The sequence below is a fragment of the Pseudodesulfovibrio alkaliphilus genome, assembly GCF_009729555.1.
Lineage (GTDB): Bacteria > Desulfobacterota > Desulfovibrionia > Desulfovibrionales > Desulfovibrionaceae > Pseudodesulfovibrio > Pseudodesulfovibrio alkaliphilus.
Genome location: NZ_WODC01000001.1, coordinates 363,524 through 379,859, shown reverse-complemented (window position 1 = coordinate 379,859; position 16,336 = coordinate 363,524). Strand labels below are relative to the sequence as shown.

The 16,336-nt window shown below is 63.0% G+C and carries 16 protein-coding genes; 7 read left to right on the top strand and 9 right to left on the bottom strand.

Translation table 11 applies throughout. The annotated features are described in order from the left end of the window. Positions 1-20 precede the first annotated feature (20 nt). The 5 genes from GKC30_RS01920 (at position 21) to GKC30_RS01900 (ending at position 4,513) form a co-directional block, all read left to right on the top strand. Positions 21-557 carry a hypothetical protein gene (locus GKC30_RS01920; RefSeq protein WP_155931961.1) on the top strand — a complete coding sequence of 179 codons (537 nt, stop codon included), beginning with the start codon at positions 21-23 and terminating at the stop codon, positions 555-557. A 3-nt stretch (positions 558-560) separates the two neighbouring features. Continuing rightward, entirely contained in the window at positions 561-1,490 is a 930-nt protein-coding gene (locus GKC30_RS01915) for a universal stress protein (RefSeq protein ID WP_155931959.1), read from the top strand. Positions 1,491-1,500: 10 nt separating this feature from the next. After that, a complete protein-coding gene (locus GKC30_RS01910; RefSeq protein WP_155931957.1) occupies positions 1,501-1,905 on the top strand; it encodes a response regulator in 405 nt (134 codons plus the stop codon). 104 nt (positions 1,906-2,009) lie between these two features. Then, on the top strand, positions 2,010-2,366 hold the full coding sequence (divK, locus tag GKC30_RS01905; protein WP_155931955.1) for a DVU0259 family response regulator domain-containing protein: 357 nt from the start codon (positions 2,010-2,012) through the stop codon (positions 2,364-2,366). Positions 2,367-2,590: 224 nt separating this feature from the next. Next, positions 2,591-4,513 carry a response regulator gene (locus tag GKC30_RS01900; protein ID WP_155931953.1) on the top strand — a complete coding sequence of 641 codons (1,923 nt, stop codon included), beginning with the start codon at positions 2,591-2,593 and terminating at the stop codon, positions 4,511-4,513. A 417-nt stretch (positions 4,514-4,930) separates the two neighbouring features. Here GKC30_RS01900 and GKC30_RS01895 read toward each other — a convergent pair whose 3' ends face one another. The 5 genes from GKC30_RS01895 to GKC30_RS01875 form a co-directional block, all read right to left on the bottom strand. Then, on the bottom strand, positions 4,931-5,845 hold the full coding sequence (locus GKC30_RS01895; protein WP_155931951.1) for a CPBP family intramembrane glutamic endopeptidase: 915 nt from the start codon (positions 5,843-5,845) through the stop codon (positions 4,931-4,933). Positions 5,846-6,059: 214 nt separating this feature from the next. Next, positions 6,060-7,148, bottom strand: a complete 1,089-nt coding sequence (gene arsB / locus GKC30_RS01890; protein WP_155931949.1) for an ACR3 family arsenite efflux transporter — start codon at positions 7,146-7,148, stop codon at positions 6,060-6,062. An 11-nt stretch (positions 7,149-7,159) separates the two neighbouring features. Beyond that, positions 7,160-7,519 carry an ArsR/SmtB family transcription factor gene (locus GKC30_RS01885; protein WP_155931947.1) on the bottom strand — a complete coding sequence of 120 codons (360 nt, stop codon included), beginning with the start codon at positions 7,517-7,519 and terminating at the stop codon, positions 7,160-7,162. Positions 7,520-7,590: 71 nt separating this feature from the next. Further along, positions 7,591-8,784, bottom strand: coding sequence for a class II aldolase/adducin family protein (locus tag GKC30_RS01880; RefSeq protein ID WP_155931945.1), 1,194 nt, complete (start codon positions 8,782-8,784; stop codon positions 7,591-7,593). Next, the gene (locus tag GKC30_RS01875; protein ID WP_155931943.1) at positions 8,781-10,541 is read right to left on the bottom strand and encodes an aldehyde ferredoxin oxidoreductase family protein; all 1,761 of its coding nucleotides are present in this window, start codon (positions 10,539-10,541) and stop codon (positions 8,781-8,783) included. The genes GKC30_RS01880 and GKC30_RS01875 overlap by 4 nt, the downstream gene beginning before the upstream one ends. A gap of 84 nt (positions 10,542-10,625) precedes the next feature. Between GKC30_RS01875 and GKC30_RS01870 the strand changes: the two genes are divergently transcribed. After that, positions 10,626-11,156 (top strand): tetratricopeptide repeat protein, encoded by a 531-nt coding sequence (locus GKC30_RS01870; protein WP_155932363.1) that lies wholly within the window; start codon positions 10,626-10,628, stop codon positions 11,154-11,156. Positions 11,157-11,241: 85 nt separating this feature from the next. Here GKC30_RS01870 and GKC30_RS01865 read toward each other — a convergent pair whose 3' ends face one another. The 4 genes from GKC30_RS01865 to GKC30_RS01850 form a co-directional block, all read right to left on the bottom strand. Further along, entirely contained in the window at positions 11,242-11,502 is a 261-nt protein-coding gene (locus GKC30_RS01865; protein WP_231116991.1) for an antibiotic biosynthesis monooxygenase family protein, read from the bottom strand. A 103-nt stretch (positions 11,503-11,605) separates the two neighbouring features. After that, the gene (groL, locus tag GKC30_RS01860) at positions 11,606-13,261 is read right to left on the bottom strand and encodes a chaperonin GroEL (protein WP_367613956.1); all 1,656 of its coding nucleotides are present in this window, start codon (positions 13,259-13,261) and stop codon (positions 11,606-11,608) included. 50 nt (positions 13,262-13,311) lie between these two features. After that, complete coding sequence (gene groES, locus GKC30_RS01855; protein ID WP_155931939.1) at positions 13,312-13,599, bottom strand: co-chaperone GroES; 288 nt, start codon at positions 13,597-13,599, stop codon at positions 13,312-13,314. A gap of 218 nt (positions 13,600-13,817) precedes the next feature. Continuing rightward, positions 13,818-14,252 carry a bacteriohemerythrin gene (locus GKC30_RS01850; protein ID WP_155931937.1) on the bottom strand — a complete coding sequence of 145 codons (435 nt, stop codon included), beginning with the start codon at positions 14,250-14,252 and terminating at the stop codon, positions 13,818-13,820. A 203-nt stretch (positions 14,253-14,455) separates the two neighbouring features. Between GKC30_RS01850 and GKC30_RS01845 the strand changes: the two genes are divergently transcribed. After that, entirely contained in the window at positions 14,456-16,300 is a 1,845-nt protein-coding gene (locus GKC30_RS01845) for a bifunctional lysophospholipid acyltransferase family protein/GNAT family N-acetyltransferase (RefSeq protein WP_155931935.1), read from the top strand. Positions 16,301-16,336: the final 36 nt, after the last annotated feature.

Sequence of the window (16,336 nt, the reverse complement as noted above, 5' to 3'; positions counted from 1 at the left end):
TGAGGGGATGGAGAGGAACCATGAACACAGTCTCACTAGCCAGAAACGGGATCATCGTCTCTGAGTCGGGAGCCGAAGTGGCGACGCCGCTGGCCGTACTGGCCGCAAAGGTCCGCCTTGAGGACAGGTACACCCTGCGCTCCTTCGCCTCGATGATGTGCCGCTATCCCGACTTCCAGGCCCTGAGCGTGTTCATTCCCCCTCTTCTGGACGAGTGCGCCCGCTGCCCGGAATCCGGTTGCGTCACCGACATGCTGACGCACATGGAACTGGTCCGGCGGGTGGAGATGGTCGGGTTCCCTGGAGAACCCCGGTTCAGCTTCCTCTGTACCCTGGCCGGGCGATACAACGACGCCGAGCAGGAACTGCGGCTCTTTCAGCTTGAAAGTCTGCTCGACATGCCGGTGAAGCTCGGTCTGCTCAAGCACTCGGTCTTCGGAGACTCGGTGAACATCATGGAATTCGAGACGGATTACACCCTGTTCGAGTTCATTGAAGGGGTGGCCTGGGAGTTTGGTTTCCAGAGAATCCCGGAACATTGTAGCATTAGGGGGTAGTACATGTTTAAGAAGATCCTGTTTGCGACCAGCGGAACTCCTGTCTGTGACAGCCCGGCCAAGATCGCCTTCGACCTCGCTGAAAGAGAGGACGCGGAACTCATCCTCTTTCATGTGCTCGGCGTACCCTCCCGGGGATTCAGCCTTGAGGTGACGGATGTTCGCACCGGCGACAGGGAAGGCCTTGGCGACGACTACGAGGCCTGGGTCAGGGAAGAACTGTCCAACACATATGACAACCAGCTCAAGCAATACGGCTACAAGACGCGCATCCAGTCCGCCGTTGGCGTACCTGCCACCGAAATCCTGCGGCTCGCCCGCCGGGAAAACGCGGACCTGATCGTCATGGGAGCCAACACCCGTTCCGACGAGGGCGGTGGCCGCCACCGCTCCATCATGGGCAACACCATGCTCGAGGTGGCCAAGCGCGCCAAGTGCCCGGTGCTGATCATCAACCGTCCGTGCAACACATGCTGGAACCTCTTCTCCAACATCATCTTCTGCACGGACTTCTCCAAGGCGGCCGACGCGGCCTTCCAGTTTGCACTGAAGGCGGCCAAGGACATCGGATGCCCGCTGTATATCTTCCATGCCCTCAACCTCCAGTCCGGCGACCTGGGCGGCAAGCCCACCCAGGCCCAGATCGAGGCGGGCCTTGCGGAAGCCAGGGAGCGCATCCAGAAGCGCTATGTCTCCCAGATGGGCGAGTTCGGCATGTTCGAGGTGGAGTGCCGCGAGGGTGTGCCCTATGTGGAGATTCTCAAGTACGCCCGCGAGAAGGAGGGCGACCTGGTGGTCATGGCCCACCACTCGCAGGACATTCCGCCCGAGGAGGCGGAGATCGGCAGCACTCTGGAAGAGGTTGTCCTGCGCTCCTCCTGCCCCGTGGCGAGCATCAACCATCCCGACTGGGTGGCAGCGGACGCACGCTAGGCGGCACGCCATGAGCAGTACCGCGAAGAGAGTCCTGGTGGTGGACGACGAACTCAACATCCGGCTGTTTCTCAAGACACTTCTTGAGACCAGTGGGTACGAGCCCCACCTGGCCCGCAACGCCCGGGAGGGACTTAAGCGGGCCTGGGAACTCAAACCCGATCTGATCATCCTCGATGTGATGATGCCCGGAGAGGGGGGACTGGTCATGTATCAGGGATTGCAGGAGGACCAGAGCCTGAGCAAGGTTCCGGTGATCATGCTCTCGGCCGTGGGGGCCACCACCTTCAGGCATGCCCTGAAGATCATGGGAATAGGCAAAGCCACCTATCCCGACCCCTTCGCCTATGTCCAGAAACCGCCCAAGGTGGACGAAATAAAGGCCATCATCGACCACGCACTGCGAAACAGGTAAGGGAGTGACCATGAAACAGGTCAGAAACGATACGACAACAGGAGCTTTCCTTGGCGGCCATCGGGCCGGGGATCGAGCGCCGATCAAAACGAGGGGGTCAAGGTATGTCTCGTAAGATACTCATCATCGACGACGATCCGTACATCGTCAAGTATCTTGAGGATGTCCTCCAGGATGACGGGTTTTCCACCTGTACGGCGTCCAATGTCGCCGATGCCCTGGAGCTGCTCAAGAAGGAAAAGCCGGATCTGATCACCCTGGACCTTGAGATGCCCAACGAGTGGGGGCCGAGGTTTTACAGGAAGATGATCCAGGATCCCGAACATAACAACATCCCGGTCATCGTGGTCAGCGGCCTTTCCGGCATCCATCTGGCCATCAAGAACGCCGTGGCATCATTCAAGAAGCCCTTCAACCCCAAGGAGCTTCTCGAGGCCATCCACAAGGCCCTCGACTCCTAGGGTTCATGCAACGAGCCTTCCCCGGCGGCGTGCCCCCGCCGCCGGGGAATGCCCCTCATGGACCGCGGAAAGTATCCCGCTCGCGTTTTTCCGGTTGAAAACGCGTGTAATTCCGGGTCCTGGGCTTCATTTCCCCGCCAAAAGGTGCGGTTGAGCATTCGGCCACTGTAGTGTAGGGTCGCGTCTTCGCTGCGGCGAAATTCGCATGGAGGCCTTTCACCGCTATGAGTCATCTTCCCATCCTGCTCGTTGACGACGAAGAGGGCATACGCACAGTTCTCTCCATCACCCTTGAGGATGCCGGGCACAAGGTCGATACGGCGGCCAATGCCAGCGATGCCCTGGAGATGTTCAGGGCCAGACGCTACCCCCTGGTGGTCACGGACATCCGTATGCCCGGCATGAGCGGCGTGGAACTCCTGCGCGAAATCAAGCGCATTGATCCCAAGACCGAAGTGATTATGATTTCGGGCCACGCCGACATCGATGTGGCCATCCAGAGCCTCAAGCACGACGCTTCGGACTTTATCACCAAGCCCATCAACATGGATGTCTTCACCTTTGCCCTGCAGCGGGCCGAAGAACGCAGCACCATGCGCCGTCAGCTGGAGGAATACACAAGCAACCTTGAGGCGCTTGTGGAGAAAAAGTCGGCGCAGCTGGTGGAGGTGGAGCGTCGGATGGCGGCCAGTCAACTCTTCGAGGGCCTCACCGCCAGCCTGGACGCCTTTGCCGCAAACCTCGACAACATGAGCATGTTCAATCAGATGCCCATGTTCGTCTCCATTCACAATCGCAACCGTGAGGTGGTGGCCATCAACGACCACTACCGCCAGCGTCTTGGCGACCTTGTGGGCGAAAAGAGCTGGAGCATGTACGACGATCTGCGCCAAGGCGAGCAGGAATGTCCCGTGGCCCGGACCATCGCCGACAAGGCGGCGCGCCGGGCCGAGCATGTGGTTCGCTGCGTCAATGGCAACCTCCATTCCGTGGCCGTGGATACCGTGCCCATCACCGCAAGCGACGACGAGGTGGAGCTGGTCCTCGAATTCATGGTGGACCTGCGCGAGGCCGAGCAATTGCGCGACGAACTGCGCACCACCCAGCACAAATACCAACAGCTTTTCGACCAGACTCCCTGTTTCATCTCAGTGCAGAATCGCGGTTTCACCATCCTTTCGTCCAACGCTCGCCATAAGGATGGCCTGGGCGATCTCGAAGGCGGGCTGTGCTACGAGAGAATCATGCACCGCGCCTCGCCCTGTCGCGACTGTCCCTTGATCAAGACCTTCGAGGACGGCGAGATGCACCAGATGGAGACGGTCATCACCAACCGCAAGGGCGAGCAGATCAACGCCCTCATCTGGAGTGCGCCCATCCGCGACACCTCGGGAGAGATCACCGAGGCCATCGAGATGATCACGGACATCACCCAGATAAGGAAGCTCCAGGATCGGCTGACCTCGCTGGGGCTTCTGCTCGGCTCCACGGCCCACGGCATCAAGGGGCTGCTCACCGGCATCGACGGGGCCATCTACCGCCTGGGCGCCGGACTTGAGAAGCAGAACTTCGCCCGGGTCGAAGACGGGTTCAACGATCTGCAACACCTCACCGGCCGCGTGAAGCAGACCGTGCTCGACATTCTCTACTACGCCAAAAAGCGCGAACTGAATTGGAAAAGCATAGATGTGGCCACCTTTGCCCTGAACACTTACACATCCATGTCGGCCAAGGCAGAGGCCAGAGGCGTGCTTCTTGAGCTGGACCTTGCCGCCAATCTTGGCTCCTTCAAGGCCGATGCCTCCATCCTTGTCTCGGCCCTGGGCAACATTCTTGAAAACGCCATCGATGCTTGCAACGGCAACGAGCCTGACGCGCCCGGCAACGTCCTCTTCAAGATCACCTGCGACGCCAGCCAGATCGCCTTCCAAATCACGGACAACGGTGCGGGCATGGATCACGAGACCCGTGACAAGCTCTTTACCCTCTTCTTTTCTTCCAAAGGCATCGCCGGAACCGGCATCGGCCTGTTCGTCGCCAACGAGATCGTGCAGCAGCACGGCGGCAATATCACCGTGGAATCCGAGCAGGGCCACGGTTCCACCTTCATAGTCTACATCCCCCGCGAACTCAGCGTCCAGGTTTAGGGGCGCAGGGGGACCCATTGCTTCGTTGCTGCGCGTGGGGGCAAACCCTCGCGTAGCGGACTACGCTTCGGCCTTGCCCCCCGCTTGCGCCTTGCACTCGCTCCCCCTGCGCCCCTAAACGGGTGCTTCGTAAGAGCAGATGGGGAAGCGGGAAGCGAAGAAGGGGAGCCCTGCCCCTTTTTCGCGACTGGTACTCGAACATTTCTCCCCAATGTGGGCGCTGGCCGATTGCTTCGTTGCTGCGCGGGGGGGCAAACCACTTGCGTAGCGGACTACGCTTTGGCCTTGCCCCCCGCTTGCGCCTTGCACTCGATCCCCCTGCGCCCCTAAACGGGTGCTTTGGGTGGCGGGAGGCTGTGATTTCGGGGAGGGTGGCTTGACGGTTCCCGTGTCTGGGGCTCAAGCGCGATGCGCCGATCAACTGGCGGACGTGTCGTAGCGGCCGTATTCGCGGTCGCGGGTTTCCTGTCGGGCCACTGCCCTGGCGCAGAGCAGGCCAGCGGCCAGCCAGATCAGGGCGGCCACCAGGCCGAAGCTGCCGCCGAGCAGGGGATCGGTTTCGGGAAAGAGCCACATCCAGATGCCCTGGACCTGGGCATTGACCGTCGCGTGGATGAAGGCCGCCACCACCACCGAGCGCGAGCGCAGGGTCATCTCGTTGATGAATACCCCAAGGGCGGAGGCCACCACGCACATCATGATCACCCCGGAAATCGGATGGCCGGGATAGTTGAAGCCCACCAGGATCAGCGGGGCGTGCCATAGCCCCCAGACCACCCCCAGGATGGCATAGGCCGGAACCTTGCCCAGCCCCATGAGCCGGGGCAGCAGGAACCCGCGCCAGCCAAGCTCCTCGCCCAAGGCGTAGACGAACTGGAGCAGCGGCCCGAGGAGCATGGAGGCCGGAAGCATGACCGTGAAGAGGGAGGTCAGGTCCTGAGGGGTGTCGGCAAAGGCGTTGAGCGCCGCAAGGGCCGGGTCTGCCTGGGAGAATCCGGCCAGCCAGCCGACGGTGTGGATGACCCCGTAAACCAGCGGAACCAGAAGCACGGTCAGAAAGTACGGCCCGGCGGTGCCCGGCCGCAGCAGCAGCCTGTCGGCCACCCGGCGGGGCGATCCCTTTTCGGTCACGGTGGTGATCAGCAGGGCGGTCAGGCCGGGAATCCAGGTGATCAGGAGCAGCCAGGCGGCCGGAGTGTGCGTGAACTGGTCGGCGTCAAAGCGCAGCCCATCCTGAATCTGGAAGTACTGCACTCCCCAGGTGGCGGCGAAGACCAGGCCCAGAAACCAGAGAATCGGGCCCGCGGAGCTGCGGAACGCTTGGGTACTCATGGCCGCGAATCTACCCCAAACCCCTCGCGTCCGTCTACTCCGGCTTGCAGGTCACATGGCACACGCCTGTTCAGGCTGTTGAAAAATGGACGATTGCTTCGTTGCTGCAAAAAGATAAAACCCTCGCGTAGGAAGACTACGCTTCGGTCTTTATCTTTTTTTGCGCCTCGCACTCGCCCATTTTTGAACAGTCTGAATTCTGTTGCATTCAAGGCTACTCCGGCTTGCAGGTCACATGGCACACGCCTGTTGGGGTGTTCACGGCGTGGGGGAAGAAACGCCTGCGGATGCGCAATGACACGCCCACCAGTCCGATGAGCACCGGCACTTCCACCAGCGGCCCGATGACCGCGGCAAAGGCCACGCCCGAGTCGATGCCGAAGACCGCGATGGCCACGGCGATGGCCAGTTCGAAATTGTTTGAGGCCGCCGTGAAGGAGAGGGTGGCCGACTGTTCGTAGGTGGCCCCGGCCTTGGCCGACATGAAGAAGGAGACAACGAACATGAGCAGGAAGTAGACGCATAGCGGGATGGCCACGCGAACCACGTCAAAAGGCAGTTCCACAATGTATTCACCCTTGAGGGAGAACATGATCAGAATGGTGAAGAGCAAAAATACCAGTGTCAGCGGCGCGATGGCCGGGACGAATTTTTTCTCGTACCACTCCCTGCCTTTGGTCCGAAGCCCGATGTACCGGGAGGCCATGCCCGCCAGGAAGGGGATGCCGAGATAGATGAAGACCGACTCAGCGATCTGGCCCATGGAGATGTCCACCACCACGCCCTCAAGGCCGAACCAGCCGGGCAGGATGGTGATGAAGATATAGGCGTAAAAGGAGAAGAAGAGCACCTGGAAGATGGAGTTGAAGGCCACCAGTCCGGCGCAATACTCGGTGTCGCCGTCAGCCAGGTCGTTCCAGACGATGACCATGGCGATGCACCGGGCCAGGCCGATGAGAATCAGGCCCACCATGTATTCGTGATGCCCGGAGAGAAAGGCGATGGCTAGGCCGAACATGAGCAGCGGCCCCACCACCCAGTTCTGCACCAGGGAGAGGCCGAGCACCCGTGTGTTGCGGAATATCCGGGGCAGCTCCTCGTAGCGCACCTTGGCCAGGGGCGGGTACATCATCAGGATCAGGCCCACGGCGATGGGGATGTTGGTGGTTCCCACCTGGAAGAGGTTGATGGCCTCCTTGATCCCGGGATGGAAGTACCCGGCCATGACGCCGACGAACATGGCCAGAAAAATCCACAAGGTCAGGAAGCGGTCCAAAAAGGAAAGGCGTTTGGCCTCAGGCATGGCAATTCCCCTTATGATGTGCCGTTGCCGCAGGAATTGTTCTCCTTGGCGGACAGGCGAGCTTCCAGGGCCCGGGCGTCTTCCCGGGCAGCGGCGTTGGCTAAAAGTGTTTCGTCGAGCAGCGCGAGGACGGAGACCGCGAAGGGGTCGGGCTGATCTGGTCTGCGGTAGTGCATCCACTTGCCGCTTCGCCGCGCCTCGACCCAACCCTGCTTGCGCAGGAAAGCCAGATGGCGCGAGACAGTGGACTGGGGCATGCCCAGCACCGCCATCAGGTCGCACACGCACAACTCCCCTCCGGCCAGCAGACCGAGGATGCGCAGCCGGGTGGCGTCCGAGAGGCCCTTGCATCGTGCCGCCAATTTTTCCATGGACAAGATCGTATCCGCTTGCGCGGATATGTCAAGTGACGATCTGGTGGCGACGATCGGGTGGCGGCTGGTCAGGCGGGGGCGCGGCCTGAAAGCAGGTCTTCCAGGCGGCGGAAATACCCCTCGCGGCAGCGGTTTTCGGTGTCGAGCAGGGTGGCGAAGGCGTCGGCGAAGCCTGTGTCGCTGGCGGCGAACAGGCCGTGTCCGTGGACGATGGCCGCACCGTGTCCGGCCAGGGCCGGGGGCAGGGTGTTGCACAGCCCGGTGGGGCCGGTGCCCACCTCGCCGGGCACGATGGGCACCCCCTCGACGGTGCGGCATTCGGGGCAGGCCACATGGCAGCGGCCCCGGTGTGCGCAGTCCGGCCGGTCGCAGTCCATGGAAAGGATTACCGAGAAACGGGGATGGCCGTGCAGGATGCAGCGGGTCTGGCTCTGGCGGTAGACATCCTCGTGGGCGGTCAGTTCCGAGGATGCGGTCAGCCCGGTGGTGGACGAGCCGTCCATGGGGCAGGCGTCGATGCACCCCGGCAGCTCGTCCAGGGAGCTGCCGGTCTGGCTGATGAGGATGGTGTCGCCCAGTCGGCAGGAGATGTTGCCGAAGAAGGAGTCCACCAGTCCGTGCCCCACCACGGCCCGGCCTGCCCCGGCCATGGCGGCCAGGGCTTGGTCGCGGGCGGTGGGGATAGTCTGTGCCAGGGGCGGTTGGTCGCGGCGCATGGCATTCAGCATGGAGGAAGCGGCCTTGAAGGCGGCCCGGAAGCGGACATCCGGTCCCCCGGCTCGGGCTTGGGCCAGATAGCGGGAGAAGAAGAGCACGAAGCAGGCGAAGACCGTGGACGAGACAAAGACGAAGCCCTGCTCCGGGCTGACCGTGCCGCAGGAGACGATGCCGTGGCCGGGCACGATGGCCGCCTTGCGTCGGGCCAGGGCCGCAGCCAGGGCCGTGACCGAGAACTCGTGGCACACGGGAATGTCGTGCAGGAAGGTGCGCGTTTCGGTGTCCTCGGGGCGCAGGTTGTCCACTGGGGCGTCCGGGATCGGGGCGGCCAGGTGGTCGATGATGGTGGCGTAAGGTTCGGCCGGGGGGGCGAAGACCAGGGAATTGATGGGCAGCAGGTCGAAGAGCGGGGCCAGGATGGCGATCTGCGGATCGGGCCTGTTCCACTCCAGCCCGGCGTCCAGTCCGCCCACCAGCGTCTTGCCCGGCTCACACAGCCCCTGGTCTTCGAGCTTGCGGGCGTATTTGATGCACAGGGTTTTCATCGTGTCGGCTCCAGGCCGAGACGGGCGGCGGTTTCGCGGGTGGGCCTGCCTTGGTTGTCCAGACCCCGGATGCGGTAGTAGCCGGCCCGGGCCGCAAGAAAGGCGTTCCGGTCGATGGGGGGGATCGCGACATCGTCGCCCGATGAGCCTTCTTCGGTGAAAAAGCGCGGCGGCAGGTCGTCGTCGCTGGCGTCGAATCCGTTTTCAGCGTTCATGATCCGCTCATTGTAACAGATGCGCTCCCCCGCGCCCATGAGCGACCGGGCGTCGGCCTCCACCCCGGTGACGGCGCCGAAGGCACGGGCGTATTCTTCGAGGCCGGTGGCAAGGAGGGCAAATTTGCAGACGCCAAGAGAGTCTGTGGCCGCATGGGTGTCCTCGGCCAGTTTGATGATCCGCGCCTTGCCGCCGAAGCTGAAGCGGTCCGTGGACACGGGTTTGCGCAGGATCTCGTGGCTGACCGGGTAGGCCCGCAGATGGCAGCCGCCCCGGGTGCTCAGGGCGTAGCCCAGAGCCATGCCGTAGGCTCCCCTGGGATCGTAGGCGGCCAGCTCCATTCCCTTGACCGACATGGACAGCTCCGCCTGCCCGCAGGATTCGGCGAAATCAAGGGAGCCCCGGCCGAGATGACCGCCGTGGGCCATGTCGTAGAGCGCCTTGACCAGCGTACGCGCCGTGAAGTCCTCGCCAGTGATTTCGCGGTGGCAGGCCAGGGTGGCCCCGGCCGAGATGGTGTCGAGACCCAGGCGGTTGCACAGGGTGTTGGCCTGCATGGCAAGCTCCATGTCCGTATTGCCGATGAGGGCGGTGAAGTGCGACATGGTCTCGAACTCGGGCATGGCCCGCCCGTCGGCAGCGATCTTCCTGCAGCGGATGTGGCAGCCGGTGCAGCCGTGGCTGCGAGGGGCGTAGGCCGCCTGGAATGCCGGGGCGTTGAGGCGCGGCGCATCCTCGAAGCGGGTGCGGGAGAAGTTGTCCGTGGGCATCATCCGCCGGGCGTCCATGAGGTCGTAGAGTGCCCCGGTGCCCCGGCGGGAAAAGCCGTGTCTGCCGAGCAGCACTGGCGAAGCGGCCGTGAGCCGCAGAATGTCCTCGCGGGCCCGCAGCAGTCCGGCCTTGTCGTGGACGCGCACTTTTCCGGTGCCGGTGACGCAGAGATACTTGAGATTTTTTACCGCCCAGATCAGCCCGAGGCCGCCGCGCCCGGCGGCGTGGTGCCGGTCGATCATGACGCAGGCAAGAGGCGAGCCGTTTTCGGCGGCCAGACCGATGGCGGCCGCAGCCATGTCGGCCGGTATCCGGTTCGCCAGCCGGTCGAATACCGTGTCCGTTGTCGTCCCGGACAGATCCGTTGAGACAAGGCGAACCTCGGCGTCCTTGATTTCGATGCCGCAGGGGGTGTCGGCCCGGCCGGTGATGACCAGTCCGTCCCAACCGGCCCGTTTGAGCTGGGTGGCCAGTCCGCCTCCTGCCGATGAGTCGCAGATGGCCCCGGTGAGCGGCGAGCGGGACATGATGGTCCCCCTGCCCGAGGCGGGGGCGATGGTGCCGGTGAGGGGGCCTGCAAAGAGGAGCAGGGGCAGGTCGGGATGGTCGGTTTCCAGGGTGCAGGCCGGGCGTAGAAAATGCCCGGCCAGCCCCCGGCCGCCGAGACAGGTCTCGTAGAGTCCCCGGGCCGGGTGCTGCACGGCTGTTTCGCCCGTGCCAAGGTCGATGTGCAGTATCTTGCCGGTCCAGCCGGAGAGCGGGGTGTGCATGGCCAAAGATTCCCACGAACCCCTTGAAAAGGCAATCGGTTGACCGAGACCGTGAAACGGGTATTGTTTCGCCCGGAGGATGCCATGGCCGAGAAGAAGATAGACAGGTCGCGCAGGGATTTCCTGTTTGGCGCGGTGCGCAGGTTCCGAAAGGAGGAGAACGCCGGTCCGGCCGCGTCCACCGCCGCCTGTATCGACATGATGAAGGAGGCCAACGCCCTGTATGTCGACGGATGTTGGGAGGAGGCTCGCCAGAAGTATCGGCAGTGTCTTGACGAGGACAAGAACGACCCGGATGTGCGCTACCGGCTCGGGGTCTGTCTCTATCGCCTCGGCATGTACCGGCAGGCCAAGCTGGAGTTTGAGCGGGCCCTGCGCATCCGGCGTGAGTACATGGACGCCTTCCTCTATCTGGGATTGACCATGGTCCGTCTGGAGCGGCCGGACAAGGCCCTGGGGCTATGGAAGCGCTATTTCAATCCCGGCGCACTGGCCGTGCAGCGCGAACTCAATCTCCAGGCGGGGCTGATGGAAGAGGGTGTGTCCGACCCGCCGGAGACCATCGCCCAGGCCGTGGAAAAGGCCATCGCAAAGGCGGGCCACGCCGTGGGCTGAGGGCGTCTAGCCCGATTCCCCGTCATTTCCGGTGCGGCAAAAAGCCTGCGCCCGCTCCACCCGGCAGACGCGGGTGGTGAACGCTTCATACCATTTCTCGCGTCCCATTCGGCGTGCCTTGGCGTGTTCTGGATGGTCGCGCCAAGCGCGGATGGCCGCCTCGCTCTTCCCAGTACGATACGGTGACGCCCAGCCCGTCGCGGACCGAGTCCGCGCCGAGAAAGCCCTCCATGCCTCGGGCCAGTTCCAACATCCGGGCCGCCGTGGCGGCGTAGCCGTCGTCGAAGCCGGTGCGTGTCGAGGTGAAGACGACCGCAAAGTAGGGCGGTGGCGGTGTGTCGGTCATGGTTATTCCTGGAGCATGGTGTCTGCCGCCGCGTGAAAAGGCGGAACCGGCCCGGACGAGGTGTCCGGGCCGGTTCACTATAGGATCAGTGAGGGGGAATGGTCTAGTACATGCCGCCCATGCCGCCCATGCCACCCATGCCGCCCATGCCGCCGGGCATGGCCGGGGCCGCGGAGGCGGGCTCTGGCTTGTCGGCGATGGCGCATTCGGTGGTCAGCAGCAGACCGGCCACGGAAGCGGCGTTCTGCAGGGCGGTGCGGGTGACCTTCTTGGGGTCGATGACGCCCGCCTTGATCAGGTCGCCGTATTCGCCAGTGGCGGCGTTGAAGCCGAAGCCGTCCTTGCCTTCCTTGATCTTTTCCACCACGATGGAGCCTTCCATCCCGGCGTTGGCAGCGATCTGGCGCAGCGGCTCTTCCACGGCGCGGGCGATGATGTTCAGTCCGGCCTGCTCGTCGTCGTCGGCGGGCTTGACCTTTGCGATGACCTTGCCGGAGCGGGCCAGGACCACGCCGCCGCCGGGCACGATGCCTTCCTCGACAGCGGCACGGGTGGCGTTGAGGGCGTCCTCGACGCGGGCCTTCTTCTCCTTCATCTCGGTCTCGGTGGCGGCACCGACGTTGATGACGGCCACGCCGCCCACGATCTTGGCCAGACGCTCCTGGAGCTTCTCGCGGTCGTAGTCGGAGGTGGAGTCGGCGATTTCGGCGCGGATGGTGGCGATGCGGGCCTTGATGTCGGCCGCGTTGCCTGCGCCGTCCACGATGGTGGTGTTTTCCTTGTCGATGACCACGCGCTTGCAGGAGCCCAGGTCGTTGACGGTGAGGTTCTCAAGCTTGATGCCGATGTCCTCGGAAACCACCTGGCCGCCGGTCAGGGTGGCGATGTCCTTGAGCATGGCCTTGCGGCGTTCGCCAAAGCCGGGAGCCTTGACGGCCACCACGTTCAGGGTGCCGCGCAGCTTGTTGACCACCAGGGTGGCCAGGGCCTCGCCCTCGATGTCTTCGGCGATGATCAGCAGGGGCTTGGACATCTTGGCGCACTGCTCAAGCACGGGCAGCAGTTCCTTCATGTTGGAGACCTTCTTCTCGTTGATGAGAATCAGGGGCTCTTCCATCTCGCAGGTCATGCGCTCGGTGTTGGTGATGAAGTAGGGGGAGAGATAGCCGCGGTCGAACTGCATGCCCTCGACAACGTCAAGGGTGGTGTCCAGGCCCTTGGCCTCTTCCACGGTGATGACGCCTTCCTTGCCGACCTTGTTCATGGCCTCGGCGATGATGTTGCCGATGGTGGCGTCGTTGTTGGCGGAGATGGTGCCGACCTGGGCGATTTCCTTCTGGTCGCGGGTGGGCTTGGCGATCCGGCCCAGCTCCTCGACAATGGCTGCGACACCCTTGTCGATGCCGCGCTTGATGGCCATGGGGGAGCGGCCTGCGGCCACGAGTTTGACGCCCTCGGTGAAGATGGCCTGGGCCAGGATGGTGGCGGTGGTGGTGCCGTCGCCAGCCACGTCGGAGGTTTTGGAGGCCACTTCCTTGACCATCTGGGCGCCCATGTTCTCGAACTTGTCCTCAAGCTCGATCTCCTTGGCCACGGTCACGCCGTCCTTGGTGATGATCGGGGAGCCGAAGGATTTCTCGATGACCACGTTGCGGCCCTTGGGGCCGAGGGTCACCTTGACGGCGTTGGCCAGCTTGTCCACGCCGGATTTCAGCTTTTCACGGGCCTTGGCATCGAAAAGAATCTCTTTTGCCATGATCTATAACTCCTTAGGGGAAAGAAATGGGTTTGGTAATGCGAAGCCTGGGGTTAGTCGATGATGGCGAGAATGTCGTCCTCGCGCATGACCAGGTGCTCGTCGCCGTCGATGGAAATTTCGGTTCCGGCGTACTTGGCGAACAGCACGGTGTCGCCTTTCTTGACGGTCATCGCGACGCGCTTTCCGTCTTCGTCCAGCTTGCCGGGACCGGCCGCGACGACTTCGCCCTTCATGGGCTTTTCCTTGGCGGAATCAGGGATGTAAATGCCGCCAGAGGTCTTCTCCTCAACTTCCAGGCGCTTTACCAGAACGCGATCGTTCAGCGGTTTCAGCTTCATTCCTCTATACCTCCGATTGTGATTGTTCTTTTCGGGGCCGCTCCAGAGCCTTGCGGCCGTCATGGCGGCCCGCATGAATGGGGCGCACCCGGGGGGCGCTCCTCCAGGCTGGGTGATAGATAAACACGGCCGGGAGCGAGTCAAGCGCGTCCGACAAAAAAAATGCAATCTCGGCAGACGGCCCGTGTCAGGGAAGAAGCACGGGGATGATTCGCGTCTTACCCTTTGATTTTCTTGTATGCTTGGCCAAATGGCTTGTCCAGGTTCAGAATATGGTCGCGGTACCAGTCGTGCATGAAGTTGCGGATGGTGATGGCGGGCATGGCCGTTCCGTTCATGAGTTCCCTTTCCATGCGGATCACATCGGTGATGAACCTGTTGTGTTCCCGTTTCTGCCCGGCAAGGCCCGGATAGTCGATCTCCTGCATATATCCTTCCTCGGTGCGGAAGTGGAGCAGGGCATAGTCCCGCAGCTCGTTGAGCACGTCGATGACCGCGTCGGCCTCGTCCTCGTCAAGGGGCCTGTACATGTCCGGGGCGGCCTTGCCGATCTTGTCCAGCAGGGTGAAGAAGGTCTTGTGCTGCTCGTCGAGTTCCTCAATGCCCACAATGTATTCCTGGGTGAATCCGGCGAGGTTGAGTCGTGAAGTCATGCGTTTCTCCTGTAACGCCTTGATTGGTTTGCTATGCCTATACCTATATTCTGGTCAGCTGTCACGCCCCGACTCGCCTCGGCGCGTGTCACGGGAAGGTGCGCCGGCCGTCACCGTCGGACACGGTATTGTCACTGCATTGGCGGGATACGAGCCAGGCTCGGGCGTAGCATCCATCAAACCCGGCACCCAGGAGGGATGGTATGGACGCTCTGGCCAAAGGCCCGTTGCTCAATCTCGCTTCCCCGTTTGGCGACCCGCTTCGTCACGCCCTGTTTTCCCTGTTTCGCAAGCCGCTGACCAAGGTGCTGCGGCTGGACACGCTCAACTCCATGTATGACGCCCTCAAGGCCGGGGAGGCCGGGGAGCCGTTCATCGACCGGGTCATGGACCTGCTCGGGGTACGATTCACCCTGGACGGTCAGCCCTTGTCTCGTGTGCCTTCCTGCGGTCCGCTGGTGGCCGTGTGCAACCATCCCTTCGGGGTCATCGAGGGGCTGTTGCTGGTGAAAATCCTGCGCTCGGTGCGTACCGACATCAAGATCATGGCCAATTTCATGCTTGGCATGATCCCGGAGATGGACGAGCTGCTCATCGAGGTGGACCCCTTTGGCAAGGAGGGCTCAACTGCCAAGAACATCGCCGGGCTCAAGGCGAGCATGCGCTGGCTCAAGGATGGCGGTATGCTCGTGGTCTTTCCCGCGGGCGAGGTGTCGAGCCTGAGGATGAAAAAGGCCATGGTGGCGGACCCGCAGTGGAGCCCCATGGTCGGGCGCATCATCCGCAAGACCGGAGCCGCGGCCATGCCGGTGTTTTTCGAGGGCCGCAACAGCGGGCTCTTTCAGACCCTGGGCCTGATCCATCCCCGGCTTCGGACCGTGCTCCTGCCACACGAGAACCTCAAGCACGCCGCCCGGCTCATCCGCGTGGCCCTGGGCGGGGTGGTGGAGAGCGCCCGGCTTTCCGCCTTTGCCGACGACCGCGAGATGATGGACCACCTGCGCTTTCGGACCTACCTGCTGCGCAAGGCGCCGGGTTCGCGTGCGCCCTTCCGGGCCGTGTCTTCGTCCAGGGCCATGGAGCCCGTCGCCAACTCCCGCGACAGGCGCACCCTGGCCAGCGAAGTGGCCGCCCTGCCCGATGCCAACATCCTGATCCGCTCCGGCGACTTCACGGTCTTGGAGGCTGATGCCTTCCGCATCCCGCGCCTGCTGCGCGAGATAGGCATTCGTCGGGAAGAGACCTTCCGTCTGGTGGGGGAGGGGACGGGAAAACCCATGGACATCGACGCCTTCGATGACACCTATCGTCATCTGGTGCTCTGGAACCACGCCGAGCGCGAGGTGGCCGGGGCCTACCGTTTCGGTCTGACCGACGAAATCCTCAAGGCGCGGGGCGTGGCTGGTCTCTATACCAGTACGCTCTTCAAGTATCGTCCCGGCCTGCTGGAATCTATGGGCCCGGCCCTGGAGATGGGCCGCTCCTTCGTGGTCCCCAAATATCAGAAGAGCTACCAGCCGCTGCTGCTTCTGTGGAAGGGGGTGGCCGCCTTTGTGGTCAACAATCCGAAATACACCAAGCTTTTCGGTTGTGTTTCCATCTCGGGCGAGTATTCCGAACTCTCTCGCGAGCTGATCATGCGCTTCATGGAGCGCCACGCCTTCCGGCACGACATGGTCGGCATGGCCGTTCCCAGGCGGCCTCCAAAGGTCAGGCGGCTCGGCAAGGTGGATTTTTCGCTGCCCGACTCGGTCTTCGACGACCCGGACGATGTGGCCGATCTGGTGCGCGACGTGGAGGCGGGCCGGTCCATCCCGGTGCTGCTTCGTCAGTATCTCAAGCTGGGCGGCAAGATTCTGGGCTTCAACGTGGACCCGGATTTCGGCCACTGTCTGGACGGTCTGATCCTGGTGGACCTCCTGCACAGCGATCCCAAGGTGCTTGGCCGGTTCATGGGCGCGGACGGGGTGCGCGATTTTCTGGCCGTCAACGGCGCCACGGCGGCAAAGCCATCGGGGAGGCCGCCCCATCTGCACGTGGCCGCCTGATCTGTTGGCATCCGGGCCGGATGGGTATAGAGTCCG

Coding starts and splice junctions, on each gene's coding strand:
- GKC30_RS01920 (WP_155931961.1), top strand. CDS start 21: ATGAACACAGTCTCACTAGCCAGAAACGGGATCATCGTCTCTGAGTCG.
- GKC30_RS01915 (WP_155931959.1), top strand. CDS start 561: ATGTTTAAGAAGATCCTGTTTGCGACCAGCGGAACTCCTGTCTGTGAC.
- GKC30_RS01910 (WP_155931957.1), top strand. CDS start 1,501: ATGAGCAGTACCGCGAAGAGAGTCCTGGTGGTGGACGACGAACTCAAC.
- divK (WP_155931955.1), top strand. CDS start 2,010: ATGTCTCGTAAGATACTCATCATCGACGACGATCCGTACATCGTCAAG.
- GKC30_RS01900 (WP_155931953.1), top strand. CDS start 2,591: ATGAGTCATCTTCCCATCCTGCTCGTTGACGACGAAGAGGGCATACGC.
- GKC30_RS01895 (WP_155931951.1), bottom strand. CDS start 5,845: ATGAGTACCCAAGCGTTCCGCAGCTCCGCGGGCCCGATTCTCTGGTTT.
- arsB (WP_155931949.1), bottom strand. CDS start 7,148: ATGCCTGAGGCCAAACGCCTTTCCTTTTTGGACCGCTTCCTGACCTTG.
- GKC30_RS01885 (WP_155931947.1), bottom strand. CDS start 7,519: ATGGAAAAATTGGCGGCACGATGCAAGGGCCTCTCGGACGCCACCCGG.
- GKC30_RS01880 (WP_155931945.1), bottom strand. CDS start 8,784: ATGAAAACCCTGTGCATCAAATACGCCCGCAAGCTCGAAGACCAGGGG.
- GKC30_RS01875 (WP_155931943.1), bottom strand. CDS start 10,541: ATGCACACCCCGCTCTCCGGCTGGACCGGCAAGATACTGCACATCGAC.
- GKC30_RS01870 (WP_155932363.1), top strand. CDS start 10,626: ATGGCCGAGAAGAAGATAGACAGGTCGCGCAGGGATTTCCTGTTTGGC.
- GKC30_RS01865 (WP_231116991.1), bottom strand. CDS start 11,502: ATGACCGACACACCGCCACCGCCCTACTTTGCGGTCGTCTTCACCTCG.
- groES (WP_155931939.1), bottom strand. CDS start 13,599: ATGAAGCTGAAACCGCTGAACGATCGCGTTCTGGTAAAGCGCCTGGAA.
- GKC30_RS01850 (WP_155931937.1), bottom strand. CDS start 14,252: ATGACTTCACGACTCAACCTCGCCGGATTCACCCAGGAATACATTGTG.
- GKC30_RS01845 (WP_155931935.1), top strand. CDS start 14,456: ATGGACGCTCTGGCCAAAGGCCCGTTGCTCAATCTCGCTTCCCCGTTT.